Raw genomic sequence first — 21,035 nt, 5'->3', positions numbered from 1 at the left:
CCAGAGGTAAACAAGCGCTAACAAAGACGAGACACTGTTGGCTTCGCTGTTTGATACATATATGAGAGGAAGAATAACGGGGTTTAAACTATCAGTTCAAACCCTGCTACGATCTGCGCGGTAAATAGCTATGCTTTGAATCGCAAGATCTTAGTGTTTCGTTTGCACACCATTACGTACCATTTCTTTGCCGTTTTCATAAACGTCATCGGTCACATAGCGTGCTAAAAGTAGACTTTGGTTATCATCAAATACAGCGACAAAGTGACGACCGTCTTTGGTGTTTGTTGCCATGCCTATACCTGCAACGCCTTGTAGACCGAAACCACCGTTTTCAATGCTTAGTAGGAAGCTTTCAAGTTCTGCTAAATTGTCAATGACATCATGTTCGTTATTCATTCTAAATACTCTTATTTCTGCCGCTCACAGGGAGCTAAGTCACTCGTTATAATATGCTCTGTACTTTACAGATTATAAGCGATGATTTAAACCCTTGCTACGCTTTAAATCTTAAGTGTTTAATTATAATCACTCCTAATTTGCCATACCCCATAACACCACTATTCTTAATGCATAATTGTTTGATTTATTAAACACAAATAGGTGATTCAATAAACATAAGTACGTTGTGGGGAAGCTATGAAGATATTGGTCGCGGTGAAGCGAGTTGTCGATCATAAGGTCAACGTCAGGGTGAAAGCGGATGAAACGGGTATTGAAACCGCGAATGTAAAAATGGCGATAAATCCATTCTGTGAAATAGCTATTGAACAAGCTGTACGTTTTAAAGAGCAGGGCTCGGTTGACGAAGTTGTCTTGGTTTGTATTGGCCCCAAAGAGGCGGATGTACAGTTACGGGCTGGATTAGCCTTCGGTGCCGATCGCGCAATTCTGATTAGGACCGATGAAGAAGTACAATCCCTTGATGTGGCAAAAATACTACACAAAATTGTGCAAGAAGAACTGCCAGATGTAGTACTACTGGGTAAGCAAGCGATTGATACCGACAATAATCAAACAGGGCAAATGTTAGCTGCACTCACCAATATGCCACAAGGCACCTTTGCTTCTAATATCGTTTTTACCGTCCCGAATACCGTCAAAGTAACCCGCGAAGTCGATGGTGGTTTAGTCACATTAGCCTTGAGTTTACCTGCCGTAATTACTGTTGATTTACGTTTAAACATCCCCCGGTATGCCTCGTTACCGAATATCATGAAAGCGAAACGGAAAGTCATCACGATGACGTCGCCTGACTCTTTAGGGGTTAGTTTATCCCCGCGGCTAACCACGCTTAAAGTCGAATCGCCTCCAGTACGTCAAGCTGGGATTAAAGTGGCTGATGTCGCTGAACTCGTGGATAAATTGCAACTGCAAGCAAAGGGATTTAAATGGCAATATTGATAGTAGCAGATCATGACAACCATACACTGCAAGCCGCGACGTTCAGTGTATTGACTGCTGCATCTGAGATAGTAAAGCATATCAGTGATACGGAATTGCACTTGCTTATTATCGGCGATGAATGTCAGTCGGTGGTTGCTATGGCGCAGGGGATAACGGGTTTGAGTAAAATATTGGTAGCCGATTATCAGATTCATCAATATCCCTTAGCTGAGAATATCGCACCGTTAATTTTTTCGTTAGTACAAGAGCAAGGTCACTGCAACGACGAAAACCGAGAGTTTGATAAGGTAGAATATAGTCACATCATTACGTCTGCCGGAACCACAGGTAAAGATTATCAGCCCAGAGTGGCTGCCTTGTTAGATGTTGCGCAGATCTCCGATATTATCAGTGTTGAATCAGCAGATACATTTAAACGACCTATTTATGCGGGTAAAGCCATTGCTACGGTACAATCGAGCGATGCCATCAAGGTTTTAACTGTGCGTAGTAGTGCGTTTACAGCTGCGTCATTAACGACTGAGCTGTCAGCAATAGAGAGTCAAGTTCCTGTTGTTGCATTAGTAGCGCAAGCGGATAGTGGAAAATCAGCGTTTATTAAAGCGGAATTAACGCAATCATCCCGACCAGAATTAACCACGGCCAAGATTGTTATTTCGGGTGGGCGGGGCATGCAAAATACTGATAATTTTGAGCTGCTTTACACACTCGCAGATCAACTTCATGCGGCGGTAGGCGCTAGTCGTGCGGCGGTAGATGCCGGGTTTGTGGCGAATGATTTACAGATCGGGCAAACAGGTAAAATCGTTGCCCCCGATCTGTATATTGCCGTGGGTATATCTGGTGCGATCCAACATATAGCGGGTATCACAGGTAGCAAGGCCATTGTCGCTATCAATAACGATCCAGACGCACCGATTTTTGATGTGGCAGACTATTGCTTAGTAGCAGACTTGTTCGAAGTATTGCCTGAGTTAATCGCGGTGTTGAAAGTGAAAGATTAGTTATGATTAGGTGTGTTTCACTATGGTATTACCTCTATTTTCTGTTCTCCATATTGTTGGCAATACTTAAGAAAAGCCTCGAATACGGGGGTTTTATATTTGTGCTGCTGATAGGTAATAAAAAGCGGGTGTGTAATGACTACATCCAGTGGCAGCTCTTTAACTCTGTTGTCGTCTAATGCCCATTTAGCCGTTAACTCTGAAACACATGCCAAACCCAGACCGGTACTGACGGCATTAATAATGGCTTCGCTGTCATTGAGTTCTAGTGCCATGTTCCACTGGTTTAGATTGGGAGCGAGGCATTGGGTAAATATGTCCCGGCTTCCGGAACCTATCTCCCTTAATATCCAGTTCTGTCCACTCAGGTCTCCATAAGATAGGCGGGTTCGTTGGCATAAAGGATGGTCGGTGGCGGCAATAAGACACATACGATCTTGCCACCAGGGTAAATGCACCTGACCTTTTCGGGGAATATCGGCTTCGATCAAGCCGATATCTAACTCGAAGTTAGCTAATTTTCGGCAAACATCCTCACTATTGAGGATCTTGACCTGTTGCTCTTTATGGCCCGAGTGCTGACGAAAGCCAGCCAGTAACTCGGGTAGTACATGGTTACCTATGGACTTACTACAACCTATTTTGAGTTCTCCCGATAGCGCTTCACCATCAAATAAACTTTCTAGCAATTGCGCGCGCGCTAACAATTCATCTGCGAGGATAAGTAACTTTTCACCGTTGGTATTAAGCCTTAAGGAGTTCGGCAATCTATCGAATAATGTTCTATTTAGCTGCTTTTCCAACTCTTTAAGGGATATGCTGACGGCGGGTTTTGACAGGAATAACTTTTCTGCAGCCAGTGTAAGATTCGTATTTCTGGCCACAGTGGCGAAAACGTTAAGTTGTTTAAAGGTAATATTAATCATTTACTCACCGAGAAATTTAGCCGAGATCAGTATAGAGGCTGCCATTCCTCGCAGCTCTATACACTCATGTTGAGATTAAACTTGGTCTTGCTGATCTTTTGCAACGTTATCTTGATGTTGCTCCATTTCATACCAAATTACATTGACGATGCCGAAAGCACATGCCAATAAAACACCTAATATCCAGCTGAAGTACCACATATATCTCCTAATCAGGTATATCATATACCCTAGTTTGTGACTAATTATTTAAATATGATTTAAAATCAACAGCCTTAAACATAACCTTAAGCAGATGTAATCTATTGATATACACTGTTTAAGGTTATATAGCGACTGACACATATATCCAGATGTTCTAATATGCCGAGTGATTGTTTTGAATAATTTCCTCTACTGTCACAGTTCGCCACATCTGGTAATAACACCAAGTAGTGTAGAGCAGAATGACTGGGATCATGATAAGCGCAACGATTGATATCACGGATAAAGTGTATTGACTGGCAACGGTATCCCATAACGTTAAGCTGTGATCTGGCACGCTACTCGATGGCATTACAAATGGGAACATTGCTGTACCAGCAGTGAGAATGACCCCTGTTACAGATAAACCACTAGCGATAAATGCCAATGCGCCTTTACCTGCGCGGGCCATCAAACCTGCGATAAGCGCCATGATGATACCAAGAGCCGGGAATGACCAAAGTAATGGTTGGAGCTTATAGTTATGCATCCAAGCACCTAATTCTGTAACGACGTGTTTGGTGGTCGGAATCGCTAACGCTGCAGTGTTAATCTCGCTGGTGATCACAAAGCCTTCAATTGTTCTGGCAACCATAGCGCCCGCTAAAGCAAAGCTGGCAACCAGAACCAAAGATGCGATTTGTGCAGCCTTCGCTGATCTTGCTGCCACTTGTTCATTGGTTCGCATTACTAACCAAGTACCGCCATGCATAATAATCATGGCAACACTGACCACTCCAGACAGCAGGGCAAATGGGTTAAATAAACCGAGGTAAGTGCCGGTATAAGTAACGCGCAAAAACTTATCGAAAGAAAAGGGTACACCTTCTAATAAGTTGCCAAAAGCGACACCAAATACCAGTGGAGCAACCATACTGCCGACGAATAAGGCCTTATCCCAGTTGTTGCGCCAGCGAGGAGAATTAATCTTATTACGATAATCAAACGCCAAAGGTCTTAGAAATAGCGAAAATAGGGTTAGCATCATCACAAAATAGAAACCACTAAATGCGGTGGCATACACCATCGGCCAAGCCGCGAACAAGCAACCGCCAAAGGCAATAAACCACACTTGGTTACCGTCCCAATGCGCCCCTACTGTATTAATCACAACGCGGCGTTCATTATCACTTTTACCAACGAAAAGTAATAAACCACCGACCCCCATATCCATACCAGCAGTGACGGCAAAACCTATCATCAGGATACCCATCAATGCCCACCAGAGTAATTTTAAGCTTTCATAGTCAAACATGTTAAGACTCCAGTGTTTGTTGACGCAATCCTGATGGTGCGTTAGCTGCTTGTTCGAAGTGATAACGGCCTGTATGTAATGAACTTGGACCTATTCGAGCAAATTTAATCATCAGGAACATTTCGATAATGAACATAATGGTATAGACAGAAATAAAGGCGATCATACTGGTCAGAACATCACTTACCGTTAAATTTGATACGGACAGAAACGTCGGGAAAACTTCACTGATTGACCAAGGTTGACGACCTAATTCAGCGACAAGCCAGCCTGTTTCTATCGCAACCCAAGGTAATGGAAGGGAAAATAAAATGGCTTTGAGTAACCATCGTTTTTGTTCAATAACCCGTTTTGCATTAAAGTAAAAAGCCAGCACAAACAGGCATAGCATAGCCATACCACTGCCAACCATAATACGAAATGCAAAGAACAGAGGGGCAACTGGTGGGATTGAGTCATCCACTGCCTTGGTGATTTGTTCTTCACTTGCGTCTACCACATTTTCTGTATAGCGCTTAAGCAGCAGGCCATAACCGAGATCTTGTTTGGTCTCGTTGAAACCCGTTAGGTTCTCCTGTGTTTTCTCGCCTGCTTGTAGTTTTAGTAGATAGCTATAGGCAATCATGCCATTGCGGACCCGTGCTTCGTTACCTTTTTTAAGGTCGTTTATCCCAGTGACTTGTTTATCTAATGATCGGGTAGCAATAATGCCCAGCGCATAAGGGATCTTGACTGAATAATCAGTGTGCATCTCCTTGTCGTTTGGTAACCCTATCAAGGTAAAGTCCGCGGGGGCTGGTTCGGTATGATATTCAGCTTCAATGGCAGCTAGTTTGGCCTTTTGCACCGCACCTGCTTCATAACCCGATTCATCGCCGAGTAATAAAACAGATAAGATCGCTGCGATACCAAATCCTGACGCTACTGAAAATGAACGCTTGGCAAAAGGTAAATCCCGACCCTTCAATATGTAATAACTGCTGATACTCATCACAAACATCGCGCCAGTCACATAGCCTGCTGCAGCCGTATGAATGAACTTCACTTGCGCTACTGGATTGAATAGCAATTCTGAGAAACTGATCATTTCCATGCGCATGGTTTCATAGTTGAATTCACTACCGACTGGATTTTGCATCCAAGCATTACCAACTAAGATCCACAATGCAGACAAGTTCGTACCTAGCGCCATGACAAAGGTGCCGGTTAAGTGTTGTCGTTTAGATAATCTGTCCCAACCGAGGAAAAACATACCCACGAATGTTGATTCAAGGAAAAAAGCCATCATACTTTCGATAGCCAAAGGGGCACCAAATACGTCACCCACATATTGCGAGAAGTAGGCCCAGTTGGTACCAAATTCAAATTCCATGGTTAGGCCAGTCGCGACACCGAGCGCAAAATTAATGCCGAATAGCTTTCCCCAGAACTGGGTCATATCTCGGTATATTTGGCGTCCTGTGATGACATAAACAGATTCCATGATCACCAGTATCCAAGACATGCCGATGGTGAGTGGGACGAACAGGAAATGGAATAGCGCTGTGATGGCAAACTGCCAACGAGACAGCTCCACCAACGTGTCATTAATCATATAAAGATTTCCTAATAGATTTATTTATGCGTGTTGGTTAGATTTAAACGTTTTTTCAGCCAGTAGTCGGCACTGACATAACGGCCACCGCCGTAGAAGAATAGAACCATTAACATAACAAAATAAGTGATGCCGAATTCCATGCCATTATTGAGCATCACAGGATCGGCCAGCTCAGTAATGTAGTTATAACGACCAGGGAAATTTTCAGCTAACCAAGTAATAAAATTACTCAACCGGATACTTGATTCTGCATGACCATCAGCGATTGCAAGCCAGCCATGGGACCAATGGACCATAGCGCTCGCAGCGCTCATCATAATGATCATTGGAATGGACATGAGTCGTGTGAATAAACCCAGTGCAATACAAATTAAACCAATAACTTCGGTAGCGGTTGCTATAAATGCCAATAATACAGGGAAAGGTAAGTTAAGACCGCCGTCTGCAGCAGATGCGCCAAACCAGGCCACTGTACCCTCAAAACCGACAACCTTAGAGTGAGCCCCGACATAGATGACCGGGATTAAATATAAACGAATGGCAAGTAATGCTAGGAAATCGAATTTTTTACATTTATCGAGTAGTAAATAAATGCGAGATAATAATACTTTAATCATGACATTTCTCTTTGTGCGATATGTTAATTAAGTTTGAATTGTGGGAATGCATCAACCAGGTATTTAAATCGAAGTTTTTCAGGTGTTTTTCTATCTGTTTTTTTAAGGTGGCGTAGCTAGTCGGCATGTCCTGAGAAAGATAGCCCATTAAAAATCGATCGATAAGCGTGAGTGCTTGCCATAAAACCTGATGTTTTGTATTTCTAAAAATGCCATAGGCAAATCGTCCTGGTATAAGAGGGCAAAAGCTCACCGTTAGCTGATCGACTGAAAACGGCACATCAACACATTGCAGTGTTGGATTAAGAGTGATGTCAACATCCCGATCTTTTAAATTGTCTAATTCAGGCATTACGTTTGAATTATTGGCGATGAGAGGGGTTATTTCGGTGCTGAATATAACCCACTCAAACTCCAGCAGAGACAATAATATATGGCTGGTTTCATTATGATTTTGTATGAAACGGACAAATTCGGTCGCGATGTTATGAAACTCAGGCTCCATTGATGGGTGACTATTTAAAAACGCCAACACTAAAATTTCTTTGTTTTTATCGCCTAGCGCAAAGCTAAATAATGGAAATGTATGACTGATAACATCACTTATGTTGTCAATAATAAATCCCCGATAACGAGCAATATTTAGCTTGTTGGTTGCTGCCCCTTGGTGGCGAATAGCGTGAGTAAATTGCTGTATATCTTGACGTAGTTGATCTGGTGGATTATGCATATCTGGCCACCCCAACTTGCTTTTCTTCTACTACAGACTGATGTACTTGGCTCAACTCATTGCAAAGTGTTGCTAGCGCTGGCACATGATGATCGCGTTCTAACAGTAGCGGGCGCATACCATGATATTGAATGACCTGTTGCGCTAATGCTGTCACTGCATGGTTAACGTCCTTGCCGTGCGTATCGAGAAGAAAACCATCTTCTTGTTCTAAATGTCCGGCAATATGGTAATAACGAATCGACTTACTCGGCAATGACGTAATAAAGTTCATGGCGTTATAATTGTGGTTCTTGCTATTCACATAGGCATTGTTGATATCCAGTAGCAATTCGCAGCCACTCTTATCAATGAGTGCTGATATAAATTCTGCCTCTGGCATTTCATCTGAGTATTGGTGATAGAAAGAGATGTTTTCCAATACTAATGGTCGTTTAATAATGTCTTGAACCTGCTTAATGCGATCTGCCAAATAGCCTATGTTGGCTTGATGGCGGGGAACGGGCAGTAGCTCATAGAGATAACCTGTTTTATCTCGAGAAAAGCTTAAGTGTTCACTGTAAATTTCAATATTGTAATAATCTAAGAAATTACCGACTTTTTTGATGAAATCAACATTCAGTGGCTGAATATCGCCAATAGATAAGCTAAGACCATGCGCAATAAGCGGATAACGTTCTGCAATACAGTCGAGACTTTCGCGTTTTAGTCCACCCATGTTCATCCAGTTTTCCGGTGCTAGTTCTAAGAAGTCTAGCTGTGGCACAATGGGCTGATGACATAATGCATGGATATGCTCGTTACGCAGGCCAATACCTTTACTTGTCGCCGCTATTGCCCGCATAAGCCGCCTGCGCATTTACCTGGTTGAGCATATTGAGTCGGTGTCTTATCGCTGGTAATACCTTGACCGGAAAGGCCACATTTACCATCCCGAGCACGAACTAATTGTCCTTGGGGATCATTGATTAATTCTTTTTTTTCAAAACGTTTTTCTGTTCCGCATTTACCACTGGCACATTTACCTCCGTTGCCGCCATCCGCTTTCGCCGGAGCCGTCTGAGCCTGAGTTTGAGCTTGAGTTACTTCAGCTTGGACTTGGCCTATATTAAGACCTATTAAGGAAGTCATAGCGATTGATAGCATTAATTTGTTTTTCATTTTCGAGTCCTTAATTAAAATTTAACGGGATAGCTAGCAAGGTCGCGACCCGCATAAACAGGCCCTTTATAGTATTTTTTGATTATTTCGATAGATTTATCTTTTTGGCGTAAGCTCTTACCCATAAAGTGGTTAAGCACAAGCATTTTTGCATGGGCTTTAGCCGCAATTTTTCCAACCATTGAGGGTTTTGCGTGTAGATAAGCAGAACTGCTGTCGGCATCTTCATCAATAGCCATCGGCATAACCAGAATATCGGCATCTTGAGCAAATTCGATAAATGATTCGTCACTGCCGTTCTGATCAGCTGAAATAACAATCGTCCCTTTAGCTGATTCAATTCGATAGGCTAAGCAAGGCACATCTCCGTGGGGGATATTCTTAGCGTAGATGGTTAAACCATCTGCGTCGTATACTTTAGTCGCTTGTTTTTTGTGGATATCAACATCTTCAATAGAGACAGGAAATAGACCGTGACTACCATCATAAATCCCATTAAGGTATGCATATGCCCCTTTATCTGAATTAAATAGAGCATCCATATACTCAGTTAAACTAGGGAACTCTCCACCTCCTGTTGGTCCTGATATGGCTAAAGTACTCGTTCGGTTAAAAAAGTAACCGCCTTTTAGTAATGCGGGTAGGTCTGTAACATGATCGGTATGAAAGTGAGTAATACCGAGAAAATTAAGATCTTCCATTCTAGAACTAGACTGACCAAATCTTAGATATACACCGCCCCCCGCATCGATAAGGACGCGTGATTTTCCTTTCCACCAAATAACCTCACCGGAGGAGGCTCTGGCATCATCAGAAATCGGGCCACCAGAACCTAATAGCTGTAAGGTAAAATCTTTATCTAGGGGCTGGGTTGAGATTGCATGCGCTAATGAGCTGACGAGTAATAAGCTTGTCGCCAACATCGTTTTCTTTAACATCATTTTATGTGTCCAATATGTTGTTAGATATGAAAATCAATATTTGAATAAAGTGTTTACCTTTATGTTCATATCAAGTTGTTTTGAAAGTACTTAATGTTCTGAGCGGGGCGATATTGACCTAAATCAATGAATAAAAATATTTAAATAGATTTAACAAGCGTTAGTTTTTATAAAACGCTTGTGGTGAAAACGGATTGACGTGGGTGGTTGTAACATCGGATATGAAGGCGTTTACTTAATGGGGACTTTGTGACAATGGATTTTAAAATGGGGTGAACAGGTATGATTGTGACTGTTTATGGCGATCTAAATACGTCATTTTTGATGTGGCAGACTATTGCTTAGTAGCCGACTTGTTCGAAGTATTGCCTGAGTTAATTGCGGTGTTGAAAGCGAAGAATTAGCTATCATTTTTATAAACGATAGCTAAGATTTTGATGGACAATAATGGTGGTTAAATATGAACAAGTGTTGTGGTCAATAGGAATAACACTTGTTACTTATGTAATACGATCACTCGAATTTATAAGATTCAGGTACGACAACAACACCGCGTTCTGAAATGGTGAATCGCGCGGCGTCTTCTGCTTTATTCACCCCTATTTTGGTTCTTGGTGGGATTTTTACATGTTTGTCGATAATGCAATTCTGCAGCTGGCTGTATTCGCCGACTTCAACATCATCAAACAAGATACTTGCTGAAACAGTCGCCCCGTCGTTGATTTGTACATTTGATGATAAAACCGAATTTTGTACTGAACCACCAGTGATAAGCACACCGTTAGAAATAAGCGAATTGATAAATATCCCTTCATTGCCGGTTTCCGATGCCGTCGTTCTTGCTGGTGGTAATTGTGGTTCGTAGGTTCTAATACCCCAGTCGCGTTGGTACAAATTGATGGGTGAAACGGGTTTTAGCAAATCCATATTGGCTTGATATAACGAATCGATGGTGCCCACATCACGCCAATAAGCATCCTCGCTCACACGTCCAGCCGAACCGCCAAATTGGTGTGCGTAGACTTTTTCTTTATCAATTAACCTTGGAATAATATCTTTACCAAAATCGTGGTTAGAATTGGGATTGTCTGCGTCTTTTTCTAACGCATCAATTAACGCATCAGTGGTGAAAATATAGATGCCCATTGACGCCAAACTCTTTTCAGGGTCATCGGGTCGTGACGCTGGATGCTCAGGTTTTTCTGAAAATTCGATGATTTTTCGGTTTTCGTCGATCGCCATTACACCAAATTTTTTCGCTTCAGCAACGGGTACGTCCATACAAGCGATGCTTAAATCTGCGCCTATTTCCTGATGGCGTTGCAGCATGGGTGCATAATCCATTCTGTAGATATGATCACCAGAGAGAACCACAACATACTTAGCTTCGCTACGTGATAACAACCATAAGTTTTGATAAATGGCGTCGGCTGTGCCGCTATACCACTTATCGCCTTTACGCATTTGCGGCGGGACGACGGTAATGTATTCACCTAACTCTGGGTTGAAGATAGACCAGCCATCACGTAAATGTTTCTGTAATGAATGGGACTTATATTGGGTCAAGACCAGAATTCGTCTTAGGCCAGAGTGAAGGCAATTGGTTAAGGTAAAGTCGATGATTCGATATTTACCACCGAAAGGCACAGCGGGCTTTGCTCTGTTATCGGAGAGCGGAGCAAGGCGTGCCCCCATTCCACCAGCGAGGACAACCGTTAATGTATCTTGCATTTAAATCATTCCCTAATTTTTTATTCAAGTAGTTACGGGTCTGTATGTCTTATTTATATCAAAAATCGAGCTAAAAGTTAAACGTTCGATTTACAAAAGTATTTATAAATAGGTATATTATGTTTCACCATCATACAGCAATGCTTCATATCTGCTGTACCAAATTAATGCGAATTTAATAAAATTAAGCTTAATAGTTTTAATCTATCAAAATGTTAGATTTAATCGTTTTTTGTTTGTGTTCAAATAATTCTATTCTTAATGCATTGATTTAAGCAGGAGTGAAGCAATGCAAAAAAGAGCATTAATTGTAGAAGGTGGCGGTATGCGCGGTATTTTTGCCAATGCTCCACAGCGTAGTTTCAATATCATCACCATTACCATAATGGCCACTGATAAGGTCTTTTTTAATCCTATTGCTTATCGTGAAACGCCTTGCTTTTCAGGCGGCTGCTATACTGATGGAGGCGTTGCCGATTCTATCCCTGTACGCAAAGCATATCGGTTGGGTGCGCGTGATATTACCGTGTTACTTACACATCCGCTTAGTGATAAAAAACAAACAACTAAGTATTCATGGTTGGTTAAAACACTATTCTCTCAGCACCCTAATATCGCAAAATCAATGATGGTAAGAGCGAACAATTATAACGAATCTCTCGAGTTTATAAACAATCCACCGAGTGACTTGAACATTCGAGTCATTGCGCCACCTAGTTTGCCGTTAAACGGTTAACAATGAATAAAAACAATAAATAACTATATCAGTTCGTTTCTAAAATAATAAATAACATATAGAAGGAATTAGTGATGAGTAAGAAATTAACGACTGCAGCAGGTTGCCCTGTTGCGCATAATCAGAATGTCCAAACCGCGGGTAAAAGAGGGCCTCAACTGCTACAGGATGTGTGGTTTCTGGAAAAACTCGCACACTTTGATCGAGAGGTGATCCCTGAACGTCGTATGCATGCCAAAGGCTCTGGTGCTTATGGTACGTTTACCGTTACGCATGATATTACTCGATTTACCAAAGCGAAAATTTTCTCGGCAATTGGTAAAAAAACAGAGATGTTTACACGGTTTACTACAGTTGCAGGTGAGCGTGGAGCCGCAGATGCCGAGCGTGATATTCGTGGTTTTGCAATGAAGTTCTATACAGAAGAAGGCAACTGGGATCTCGTCGGTAACAATACACCGGTGTTTTTCTTGCGTGATCCGCTTAAATTTCCCGATCTAAATCATGCAGTAAAGCGCGATCCTAGAACGAATATGCGCAGTGCAAAAAACAACTGGGATTTCTGGACATCATTACCTGAAGCGTTGCATCAAATCACAATAGTAATGAGTGATCGTGGTATTCCGGCAACGTATCGACATATGCACGGATTTGGTAGTCACACGTTTAGCTTTATCAACAGTGATAATGAACGTTTCTGGGTCAAATTCCATTTCAAATCACAGCAGGGTATTAAAAACTTATCGGATGCAGAATCAGAAGTATTGATCGGTAAAGACCGAGAAAGTCATCACCGAGATTTGTTAGAAAGCATTGATAATCGCGACTTCCCTAAGTGGACGCTGCAAGTGCAAATCATGCCAGAAGACGACGCATCTAAAGTGCCTTATAACCCGTTTGATCTTACTAAAATCTGGCCACATAGCGACTATCCACTGATTGAAGTGGGTGAGTTCGAGCTAAACCGTAATCCTGAAAACTTCTTTGCCGAAGTTGAGCAATCCGCTTTTAATCCAGCAAGCGTAGTACCGGGTATCAGTTTTTCACCAGATAAAATGTTACAAGGTCGTCTGTTCTCGTATGGCGATGCACAACGTTACCGTTTAGGGGTTAATCACCACAGTATTCCGGTTAATGCGCCGCGCTGCCCTGTACACAGTTATCACCGAGATGGCGCTATGCGTGTTGATGGTAACTATGGCGGTACGCTAGGTTATGAGCCAAACGATCAAGGTGAATGGGCTGAACAACCTGACTTCTCTGAGCCTCCGTTAAGCTTAGATGGTGCCGCTGCGCACTGGGACCATCGCGAAGATGATGATTACTTTAGTCAACCAGGTGATTTGTTCCGACTTATGACGCCAGAAAAACAAGCTATTTTGTTTGATAATACGGCGCGTAACTTAGGTGGTGTACCAGAGGAAATTCAAATCAGACATTTAAGACATTGTTTTAAAGCCGACCCTGATTATGGCCATGGCATTGCTAAATTATTAGGCATTGATGTGAGTAAATATCAAAACTAGGCTTTAGATTAGTAATAAGCGCATAGTTAGAAGTAATGATGAGAACTTATGCTTAGAAGTAGCAGGGTGCATAATTTGCACCCTGCTTATTTTTTCATTCATAGTTAATCAATTTTTAATGCGTGGGCAGGCTCTTTTAAAAGCACTTGGTTGCGATTATTTGTTTGCGGCAGTTCTCCTGCTTTAATATTGACTTGCAATGCAGAGTACAAGAGCCTTGGCACTGCTAAGGTTTTATCACGCGTTTGTCTTGTTGCAACAAAGCAGTCATGGCTGACATCATTACGAATATGTATATTCGACTTTTTGCTTTCAGCAACGGTCGTTTGGTATTGTAGTTTTCTACCGTTTGGTTGGTAATCATGGCACATCCATAGCTTGGTATTGTCTGGGAGTGCGTAGAGTTGCATTATGCTCTGATATAATTCGGTCGCAGCACCGCCAGGGAAGTCACAACGTGCTGAACCGCTATCTGGCATGAATAACGTATCTCCAATGAATGCATTGTCTTCGACGAGATAAGTTACGCTGTCTTTTGTGTGTCCAGGTGTTTCAATAACCTTGATAACAGTGTCACCAATATAAAGCTTGTCATTGTGGCTAAGCAGTAGATCAAACTCGGCACCCGATACAGATATTTCACTGTCACTCAAGGCAAAGATATCCTTAAAAATACGCTGTGCTTGCGTAATGTACTTACCAATAGCGATTTTACCACCAAGCTTGGATCTTAAATAATGTGCGGCTGATAAGTGATCTGCATGGGCGTGCGTTTCTAATATCCATTCAACTTCTAGTTTGTGGTGTTGTACAAACTCAATTTGAGCATCTGCAAAATAAAAAGCAACCTTACCAGCGTTGTTTTCATAATCGATAGCACTATCAATGATTGCAGCCTTAGCGCTATTCAAATCATAAATAATGTAACTTATCGTACAAGTATCTTTATGGAAAAATGGTTTAATAATAATTGAAGACAACTTAGCTTCCTTAACGCTGTTCCTTATAATTAGTCACATCGTACATTGCTAATATACGATGCACAAGTTGTAGCATTAAAGGGGATACACAATGACCATTACTCACATTGTAGTTCAGGTAAATCAGCAAATAAGGCTAAGGCCTCAGGGTTAGCGAGGGCATCTTTATTCGTTACTGCAATACCGTGTATTACATTACGCACGGCCAGTTCGACAATCTTACCACTGATGGTTTTGGGTATATCAGCCACCGCGATGATTTTAGCCGGGACATGTCTTGGACTGGTATTGGTTCGAATTATATTTTTGATTTGCATAGTTAATAGTGTATCTAATATGACATTTTTTGATAAACGTACAAACAAGATCACGCGTACGTCATCATGCCACTGCTGTGCAATTGCAATTGACTCTTGTATCGCTGCAAGCTTTTCTACCTGTCGGTATATTTCTGCGGTGCCAATACGTACCCCTCCGGGGTTTAATACCGCATCAGCTCTACCATGGATGATCACACCGACTTGGTTAATATGTATATCTTGCGGTATGTCATTTTCGGTATTCCAAGCACCGATGTGATGTTTCACCAATTCGCCATAATCACCCTGTGCCCAGATGTTATCAAAGTGGGTAAAGTAAGCGTTATGGTATTTACGACCATAAGGGTCTTGCCAAAAACCTGTTGGCATCGAAGGGAAGGGCTGGCGACAAACCAGTTCCCCTTTGCCTTCAATACTGTGTTTTGACCCTTCATTATGCATAAAGGTCACGTCCATGCCTAACCCTAAGCACTGCAGTTCACCGCGATACACAGGCAAGGTTGGCATGCCCAGTGTGAAGCAAGAAATAATATCGGTGCCACCACTGATACTTGAAACACAAATATCCTGTTTAATATATTGATAAATATAATCAAAGCTTTCGTGTGACAAGGGGGATCCAGTTGATAGCAAGGTTTTTAAATGACTGAGGTTATAGTCTTGCGCTGGATGTAATAAGGCTTTATCACAAGCTGAATAATACTTGGCGCTGGCACCAAAAATGGATACTTTTTCTGTATCGGCCAGTTCAAAAAGTACCTGCTGATGTGGATAAAATGGTGAGCCGTCAAATAACACTAAGGTTGCGCCCTGAGATAAACTGCTCACCAACCAATTCCACATCATCCAGCCACATGTTGTGTAATAAAAAATGCGGTCATCTACCTTAACATCGGTATGTAAGGCGAGTTCTTTTACATGCTGCAGCAATGTGCCGCCAACACTGTGGACAATACATTTTGGCATGCCTGTCGTGCCTGAAGAGTATAAAATATATAGCGGGTCTGAAAAATTAACCGACTCGAATGTTAAAGAGCGTGGAATTACGGCACTAAAATACCGCCAGTCACATTGTGAAGACTTATCACGGATAGGTGCATCAAGTTTTTTTGAATACGCGTTCTGTGTTGGTGTTGGTGTTGTTTTTAAATAAGATACAATGACGAGTTCATTTAATTCGGGTAAGGCGTTGGCAATGGCTGACACTTTATCCATGATATTAATTTGCTTTCCGGCATAACAATAGCCGTTACATGCGAATAATAATTTTGGCTGGATTTGATTAAATCGGTCCATTACGCCTTGGAAACCAAAATCAGGCGAGCAAGATGACCAGATTGCGCCAATACTGGTTGTGGCTAACATTGCAATAATCGCTTCGCTGCTGTTGGGTAATAAACCAGCAACACGATCGCCTTTTACAATCCCTAGCTCTCGCATCGCGGCGGCAATACGAGTGACTTCATTTCGTAGCTGTTTATAGCTAAGTTGGGTGCGTCGACCATCTTCACCGTGGCTGATTATGGCTAACTTGTCTTCGTTATATTTCTCGTTTTTATAGGCTGAAATATTATTGGGGAATAGCAGGTTCTCTGCAAAGTTTAATGTTGAATCTGGAAACCATTGGCAGCGGTAAAAGCAGTCATCATAAACAAAGATACGATTAAGGTTAAAGTCACCTTTGAATTTAAAAAAAGTAACTAATGAGCGCCAAAATATAGCCGTATTATTAATGCTCCACTGATGTAATTGCTGATAGTGTGCAAAAGTAAGGCTGTATTCATCACGCAAAAATCGCAAATAATGGTTAATGTTACTACCATCAATGCGCGCTTGGCTCGGTGTCCAGATTGGTACTGCGGACTCTACTGTCATTACAACCTCATATTAATGATTGAAATCGCGCTTGAGCGGTGGGGTAGGCTAGGGCGACTTTAGAGCCATTGGGACGATTTAAACGTTGGCAAATAAAGTTACCTGCAGTAATTAATTCATTGAGATCTACACCAGATTCAATCCCTAAGCCATTGAGCATATACACCACATCTTCGGTGGCGACATTACCTGACGCGCCACGGGCATAAGGACAACCACCTAAACCTGCTACAGCACTGTCGATAACACGAATACCTAATTGTAATGCGGCATAAATATTGGCTAACGCTTGGCCGTAAGTATCATGGAAATGTACAGCTAATTTAGTGATGGGAACGTGCTGAGCGACGGCGTTGATCATGGTTTTTACTGCTTCGGGTGTACCTACACCAACAGTATCTCCAAGGCTAATTTGATAACATCCCATGTCGTGTAACTGTTGAGCGACTTTTGCTACTTTGTTAACGCTGATGTAGCCTTCATAGGGGCAGCCAAGTGTGCAAGAGATGTAACCACGTACGGGTAATCCTGTCGCTAGTGCTTGTTTTACGACTGGCTCAAATTGACGCAGTGATTCGTTAATAGAGCAGTTAATATTTTTGCGGCTAAAGCTTTCAGACGCAGAACCAAATATTGCCACTTCATCGACATTTGCAGCGATAGCAGCATTTAAACCAATCAAATTGGGCGTTAACGCAGAATAAGTAACACCATTAGTGCGCTTTATACGTTTAAATAGATCGCCACTATTTGCCATCTGGGGCACCCATTTGGGTGAGACGAAGCTACCTGATTCGATCATGGTCAAACCGGTATGGCTAAGAATATTCACCAGCGAGATCTTATCATTTAGGCTTATTTCTATTTCATTTTGTAGCCCGTCCCGGGGGCCTACTTCGACAATTTTAACTGTTTCGGGCAGTTGATGCTCTTGGTTAGAGCGGTGGTTCTGGTTATCAGAGAGTCGCGACGTCATTACGCTTGTTCCTTGTTATCAAGTGTCAGGGATGGAGTTAATTGTATTAATTGAGCACCATCTTTGACCATGTCGCCATCTTGATAAAACACGGTTGTTACTGTGCCAGCTACGGGTGCATTGATATTGCACTCCATCTTCATCGCTTCCATCACGACTAAAGGTTCACCCGCCTCGACGATTTGGCCGGGTTGGCAAAGTACGCTGACAATAACGCCATTCATTGGTGCGGTTATCTTTGTTTCGAGTTCATCTTCAATACTAGATCGTAAGGCCTTGTTTTGCACTGTGGATTGCATTAGAGATTGGCGTAATAGCACGGTGCTACTACCCGCATAAAAAACAGTTATGTGTAATGGCGATATAACAATCGTTGCTTTAATTTGATGACCATCGATACACGCGGTGAGTTCATTGCGATTAAGTTGACCACTCACAAGGCTATCTGAACACACTTTATCTTTTTTCTGGCTTTTGTTTTGAGTGTGTTGTTCATAGCTATTAACTGTTACTTGAAAACCCTGCGCTAACTTTGTCAGTGTGAGTGTGTAATGATGGTTGTCGTTATTGGTCGTTGTCAGTGTAAATTTTTTGATTGCGGGTTGATTTAAACGCCAACTCGTTGTTTGAGACCAAGGGGAGTGTATATCATTGTTTATATGATGCATTACGGTATTACTGGTTATAGCATCAGTCGTAACGTACTGTGATTCTAGATTTAACTGTAATGCGAATCCCGCCAAGATTAAGACATAATTAAGACTTACTGCTTTAGGTTTTAAGGCCTCCGCATGGGTGATAATAAAGTCAGTATTGAGACTCGCTGCTTGCAGCGCAGGTATTTGTATTAACTGAGTTAAAAAACCGATGTTGGTTTTAATGCCGGCAATCTTATAATCAGCCAATGCGGCTTGTAATCGCAGCAGGGCAAGGTCTCGGTTATGATCCCAGACAATTAACTTGGCGATCATGGGGTCGTAATACGGACTGATTTCATCGCCTTGAACTACACCAGTATCAATACGCACGTGTTTGGATTCTACGGGTTGATTCAAAAATTCTATATTCCCACTGGCGGGCATAAAATCTTTATCAGGATCTTCAGCGTAAATCCGTACTTCAATCGCATGACCATTAATTTGTACTTGGTTTTGATTTAAGGGTAATGGTTCACCGTTGGCAATATGCAACTGCCATTCGACTAAATCAAGCCCTGTAATCATTTCGGTGATGGGATGTTCAACTTGCAAACGGGTATTCATCTCCATGAAATAGAACTGGCCTTGCTCATCATATAAGAACTCCACCGTGCCAGCCCCATGGTAATTAATGGCTTTTGCGGCGGCAACTGCGGCTTCCCCCATGGCTATTTGAGTTGCAAGTGGTAATGCGGGGGCGGGGGCTTCTTCTAATATTTTTTGATGACGGCGTTGAATGGAGCAATCACGTTGAGAGAGGTAAATGCAGTCACCATGATGGTCACTAAAAATCTGGATTTCGACGTGGCGAGTCTTAGTTAAATAGCGCTCTATTAGCATGTCGTCATTACCAAAACTAGCCATTGATTCTCGTTTCGTTGCGGCGAGAGCATAGGTAAACTCACTGGCGTGATTGATGATACGCATTCCTTTACCACCACCGCCATATACGGCTTTAAGTAACTGTGGATAGCCGATCTGTTGTGAGTTCTTTTTTAACGTTAGCTCGTCTTGGCAGTGACCATGGTAACCCGGGACCAGAGGAACATGCGCTGTTGCCATGATGGCCTTCGCAGCGCTTTTACTGCCCATTGCTGTTATCGCATCTACACTTGGCCCAATGAAGATTAAGCCTTGTAGCGTACATGCTTGGGCAAAGTCTGCGTTTTCGGATAAGAAACCATAACCAGGGTGAATAGCTTGAACATTGGACTCTGCTGCTATTTCTAAAATTCGCGCGCGATTAAGGTAAGACTCTGTTGCTGGTGCAGGCCCTAAATAAAATGCTTCATCAGCCATGCTAACGTGACGTGAATTTGTGTCAGCAGCGGAATAAATGGCGACACACTGAATACCAAGTCGCTGCGCTGTTTTTATGATTCGACAGGCTATTTCACCGCGATTAACGATGAGGACCTTGGTAAATGGCTTGGGCTTATTCGCGAACGAATGATGCGACATAGACGTTATTCCTTGCTCCAGTCGGGCTTACGCTTATTCAAAAATGCATCGAGTCCTTCCTGAGCTTCGTTTGATACCCGAATTGCGGCAATACGCTGGCTTGTGTCGGCAATTAATGTGTCATTGATAACATGGTTGGTAATGTCATTAATGAGTGCTTTAGCTGCTTGCATTGCTGCTGGACCATTATTGAGTAAAGCATTGATAAAGGGCGTGGACAGTGTGTCTAAATCATCATGTATTTGATGGATTAGACCATACTCTAGCCCTTGCTCTGCGCTAAACACTTCACCTGTTAAACAATATCGTCGTGCTTGCCGAGGCCCAATCGCGGCCACAACGTAAGGGCTGATTACCGCAGGGATAAGACCAATTTTGACTTCACTTAGGCAAAATTTGGCGGTGGTTGTCGCGAGGGCTATGTCACAACAGGCGACAAGTCCGATTGCGCCTCCAAAGCAAGCGCCTTGTACTAGCGCTATGGTTGGTTTAGGGAATTGATTCAGCTTATCCATTAACTTTGCTAATTGTACCGCATCGGATAGATTGTCTTGATAGCCGAGTTTGGCAATATCTTTCATCCACTTTATATCCGCCCCAGCAGAAAAGTGTTCACCTTGGGCGCGTAATATCAATATTTTCACAGCAGAATCATGTTTTAACACCGCTAAGGTGGTAAGCAGGTGATTGATTGTGTCGGCACTAAATGCGTTGCGTACCTTGGCACGAGTGAGGGTGATAGTTGCAACACCCTGATGATCAATCGCCGTATGTAAGTGCTCTGCATTGATGATATTGAGTTGGTCTGAATTCTTTGTCATTCAATGATCCTAGCTGTGATAATGATAATG

The 21,035-nt window shown here is 42.3% G+C and carries 20 protein-coding genes; 4 read left to right on the top strand and 16 right to left on the bottom strand.

Annotated elements, in window-relative coordinates; translation table 11 throughout:
- Positions 1 to 150: 150 nt before the first annotated feature.
- Positions 151 to 399, bottom strand: a complete 249-nt coding sequence (locus tag HWV02_RS13990) for a hypothetical protein (protein WP_211672042.1) — start codon at positions 397 to 399, stop codon at positions 151 to 153.
- Positions 400 to 639: 240 nt separating this feature from the next.
- Here HWV02_RS13990 and HWV02_RS13985 point away from each other — a divergent pair, with 240 nt between their 5' ends.
- Both HWV02_RS13985 and HWV02_RS13980 read left to right on the top strand, forming a co-directional pair.
- Positions 640 to 1,404 carry an electron transfer flavoprotein subunit beta/FixA family protein gene (locus tag HWV02_RS13985; RefSeq protein WP_211688303.1) on the top strand — a complete coding sequence of 255 codons (765 nt, stop codon included), beginning with the start codon at positions 640 to 642 and terminating at the stop codon, positions 1,402 to 1,404.
- Entirely contained in the window at positions 1,392 to 2,411 is a 1,020-nt protein-coding gene (locus HWV02_RS13980) for an electron transfer flavoprotein subunit alpha/FixB family protein (protein ID WP_211688302.1), read from the top strand. Before HWV02_RS13985 ends, HWV02_RS13980 begins: the two co-directional genes overlap by 13 nt.
- Before the next feature lie 20 nt (positions 2,412 to 2,431).
- Here HWV02_RS13980 and HWV02_RS13975 read toward each other — a convergent pair whose 3' ends face one another.
- The 10 genes from HWV02_RS13975 to glgC form a co-directional block, all read right to left on the bottom strand.
- Positions 2,432 to 3,337, bottom strand: a complete 906-nt coding sequence (locus HWV02_RS13975) for a LysR substrate-binding domain-containing protein (RefSeq protein WP_211688300.1) — start codon at positions 3,335 to 3,337, stop codon at positions 2,432 to 2,434.
- Between the two features lie 75 nt (positions 3,338 to 3,412).
- Positions 3,413 to 3,538, bottom strand: coding sequence for a cytochrome bd-I oxidase subunit CydX (gene cydX / locus HWV02_RS13970; RefSeq protein WP_211676391.1), 126 nt, complete (start codon positions 3,536 to 3,538; stop codon positions 3,413 to 3,415).
- A gap of 157 nt (positions 3,539 to 3,695) precedes the next feature.
- Positions 3,696 to 4,835 carry a cytochrome d ubiquinol oxidase subunit II gene (gene cydB, locus HWV02_RS13965; protein WP_211688299.1) on the bottom strand — a complete coding sequence of 380 codons (1,140 nt, stop codon included), beginning with the start codon at positions 4,833 to 4,835 and terminating at the stop codon, positions 3,696 to 3,698.
- Between the two features lies 1 nt (position 4,836).
- The gene (locus tag HWV02_RS13960; RefSeq protein WP_211688297.1) at positions 4,837 to 6,429 is read right to left on the bottom strand and encodes a cytochrome ubiquinol oxidase subunit I; all 1,593 of its coding nucleotides are present in this window, start codon (positions 6,427 to 6,429) and stop codon (positions 4,837 to 4,839) included.
- A gap of 20 nt (positions 6,430 to 6,449) precedes the next feature.
- The gene (locus HWV02_RS13955) at positions 6,450 to 7,049 is read right to left on the bottom strand and encodes a DoxX family protein (protein WP_211688295.1); all 600 of its coding nucleotides are present in this window, start codon (positions 7,047 to 7,049) and stop codon (positions 6,450 to 6,452) included.
- Positions 7,042 to 7,779 carry a putative DNA-binding domain-containing protein gene (locus HWV02_RS13950; RefSeq protein WP_211688293.1) on the bottom strand — a complete coding sequence of 246 codons (738 nt, stop codon included), beginning with the start codon at positions 7,777 to 7,779 and terminating at the stop codon, positions 7,042 to 7,044. Before HWV02_RS13950 ends, HWV02_RS13955 begins: the two co-directional genes overlap by 8 nt.
- The gene (locus HWV02_RS13945; RefSeq protein ID WP_211688291.1) at positions 7,772 to 8,623 is read right to left on the bottom strand and encodes a DUF692 domain-containing protein; all 852 of its coding nucleotides are present in this window, start codon (positions 8,621 to 8,623) and stop codon (positions 7,772 to 7,774) included. Before HWV02_RS13945 ends, HWV02_RS13950 begins: the two co-directional genes overlap by 8 nt.
- The gene (locus HWV02_RS13940; RefSeq protein WP_211688289.1) at positions 8,611 to 8,940 is read right to left on the bottom strand and encodes a hypothetical protein; all 330 of its coding nucleotides are present in this window, start codon (positions 8,938 to 8,940) and stop codon (positions 8,611 to 8,613) included. The genes HWV02_RS13945 and HWV02_RS13940 overlap by 13 nt, the downstream gene beginning before the upstream one ends.
- Before the next feature lie 14 nt (positions 8,941 to 8,954).
- On the bottom strand, positions 8,955 to 9,881 hold the full coding sequence (locus tag HWV02_RS13935) for an MBL fold metallo-hydrolase (RefSeq protein WP_211688287.1): 927 nt from the start codon (positions 9,879 to 9,881) through the stop codon (positions 8,955 to 8,957).
- A 513-nt stretch (positions 9,882 to 10,394) separates the two neighbouring features.
- The gene (glgC, locus tag HWV02_RS13930) at positions 10,395 to 11,612 is read right to left on the bottom strand and encodes a glucose-1-phosphate adenylyltransferase (protein ID WP_211688285.1); all 1,218 of its coding nucleotides are present in this window, start codon (positions 11,610 to 11,612) and stop codon (positions 10,395 to 10,397) included.
- 289 nt (positions 11,613 to 11,901) lie between these two features.
- Here glgC and HWV02_RS13925 point away from each other — a divergent pair, with 289 nt between their 5' ends.
- Complete coding sequence (locus tag HWV02_RS13925; RefSeq protein ID WP_255550343.1) at positions 11,902 to 12,348, top strand: DUF6363 domain-containing protein; 447 nt, start codon at positions 11,902 to 11,904, stop codon at positions 12,346 to 12,348.
- Between the two features lie 74 nt (positions 12,349 to 12,422).
- Complete coding sequence (locus tag HWV02_RS13920) at positions 12,423 to 13,874, top strand: catalase (protein WP_211688283.1); 1,452 nt, start codon at positions 12,423 to 12,425, stop codon at positions 13,872 to 13,874.
- 104 nt (positions 13,875 to 13,978) lie between these two features.
- On the opposite strand, the gene HWV02_RS13915 is transcribed toward HWV02_RS13920, so the two are convergent.
- The 5 genes from HWV02_RS13915 to HWV02_RS13895 form a co-directional block, all read right to left on the bottom strand.
- Positions 13,979 to 14,854, bottom strand: a complete 876-nt coding sequence (locus tag HWV02_RS13915) for an MBL fold metallo-hydrolase (RefSeq protein WP_211688282.1) — start codon at positions 14,852 to 14,854, stop codon at positions 13,979 to 13,981.
- A 98-nt stretch (positions 14,855 to 14,952) separates the two neighbouring features.
- Positions 14,953 to 17,049, bottom strand: a complete 2,097-nt coding sequence (locus HWV02_RS13910) for an acetoacetate--CoA ligase (protein ID WP_211688280.1) — start codon at positions 17,047 to 17,049, stop codon at positions 14,953 to 14,955.
- 7 nt (positions 17,050 to 17,056) lie between these two features.
- Positions 17,057 to 18,025, bottom strand: a complete 969-nt coding sequence (locus HWV02_RS13905; protein ID WP_211676379.1) for a hydroxymethylglutaryl-CoA lyase — start codon at positions 18,023 to 18,025, stop codon at positions 17,057 to 17,059.
- Entirely contained in the window at positions 18,025 to 20,184 is a 2,160-nt protein-coding gene (locus HWV02_RS13900; protein WP_211688278.1) for an acetyl/propionyl/methylcrotonyl-CoA carboxylase subunit alpha, read from the bottom strand. Before HWV02_RS13900 ends, HWV02_RS13905 begins: the two co-directional genes overlap by 1 nt.
- A gap of 5 nt (positions 20,185 to 20,189) precedes the next feature.
- Positions 20,190 to 21,005 carry an enoyl-CoA hydratase-related protein gene (locus tag HWV02_RS13895; protein ID WP_211676377.1) on the bottom strand — a complete coding sequence of 272 codons (816 nt, stop codon included), beginning with the start codon at positions 21,003 to 21,005 and terminating at the stop codon, positions 20,190 to 20,192.
- Positions 21,006 to 21,035: the final 30 nt, after the last annotated feature.

The organism is Moritella sp. 28 (assembly GCF_018219435.1).
Taxonomy (GTDB): domain Bacteria; phylum Pseudomonadota; class Gammaproteobacteria; order Enterobacterales; family Moritellaceae; genus Moritella.
This window is presented reverse-complemented; position numbering and strand designations above follow the sequence as displayed.

Excerpts from the sequence above, each read along its gene's own strand:
- HWV02_RS13990 (WP_211672042.1), bottom strand. The coding sequence starts at position 399 with ATGAATAACGAACATGATGTCATTGACAATTTAGCAGAACTTGAAAGC.
- HWV02_RS13985 (WP_211688303.1), top strand. The coding sequence starts at position 640 with ATGAAGATATTGGTCGCGGTGAAGCGAGTTGTCGATCATAAGGTCAAC.
- HWV02_RS13980 (WP_211688302.1), top strand. The coding sequence starts at position 1,392 with ATGGCAATATTGATAGTAGCAGATCATGACAACCATACACTGCAAGCC.
- HWV02_RS13975 (WP_211688300.1), bottom strand. The coding sequence starts at position 3,337 with ATGATTAATATTACCTTTAAACAACTTAACGTTTTCGCCACTGTGGCC.
- cydX (WP_211676391.1), bottom strand. The coding sequence starts at position 3,538 with ATGTGGTACTTCAGCTGGATATTAGGTGTTTTATTGGCATGTGCTTTC.
- cydB (WP_211688299.1), bottom strand. The coding sequence starts at position 4,835 with ATGTTTGACTATGAAAGCTTAAAATTACTCTGGTGGGCATTGATGGGT.
- HWV02_RS13960 (WP_211688297.1), bottom strand. The coding sequence starts at position 6,429 with ATGATTAATGACACGTTGGTGGAGCTGTCTCGTTGGCAGTTTGCCATC.
- HWV02_RS13955 (WP_211688295.1), bottom strand. The coding sequence starts at position 7,049 with ATGATTAAAGTATTATTATCTCGCATTTATTTACTACTCGATAAATGT.
- HWV02_RS13950 (WP_211688293.1), bottom strand. The coding sequence starts at position 7,779 with ATGCATAATCCACCAGATCAACTACGTCAAGATATACAGCAATTTACT.
- HWV02_RS13945 (WP_211688291.1), bottom strand. The coding sequence starts at position 8,623 with ATGCGGGCAATAGCGGCGACAAGTAAAGGTATTGGCCTGCGTAACGAG.
- HWV02_RS13940 (WP_211688289.1), bottom strand. The coding sequence starts at position 8,940 with ATGAAAAACAAATTAATGCTATCAATCGCTATGACTTCCTTAATAGGT.
- HWV02_RS13935 (WP_211688287.1), bottom strand. The coding sequence starts at position 9,881 with ATGATGTTAAAGAAAACGATGTTGGCGACAAGCTTATTACTCGTCAGC.
- glgC (WP_211688285.1), bottom strand. The coding sequence starts at position 11,612 with ATGCAAGATACATTAACGGTTGTCCTCGCTGGTGGAATGGGGGCACGC.
- HWV02_RS13925 (WP_255550343.1), top strand. The coding sequence starts at position 11,902 with ATGCAAAAAAGAGCATTAATTGTAGAAGGTGGCGGTATGCGCGGTATT.
- HWV02_RS13920 (WP_211688283.1), top strand. The coding sequence starts at position 12,423 with ATGAGTAAGAAATTAACGACTGCAGCAGGTTGCCCTGTTGCGCATAAT.
- HWV02_RS13910 (WP_211688280.1), bottom strand. The coding sequence starts at position 17,049 with ATGACAGTAGAGTCCGCAGTACCAATCTGGACACCGAGCCAAGCGCGC.
- HWV02_RS13905 (WP_211676379.1), bottom strand. The coding sequence starts at position 18,025 with ATGACGTCGCGACTCTCTGATAACCAGAACCACCGCTCTAACCAAGAG.
- HWV02_RS13900 (WP_211688278.1), bottom strand. The coding sequence starts at position 20,184 with ATGTCGCATCATTCGTTCGCGAATAAGCCCAAGCCATTTACCAAGGTC.
- HWV02_RS13895 (WP_211676377.1), bottom strand. The coding sequence starts at position 21,005 with ATGACAAAGAATTCAGACCAACTCAATATCATCAATGCAGAGCACTTA.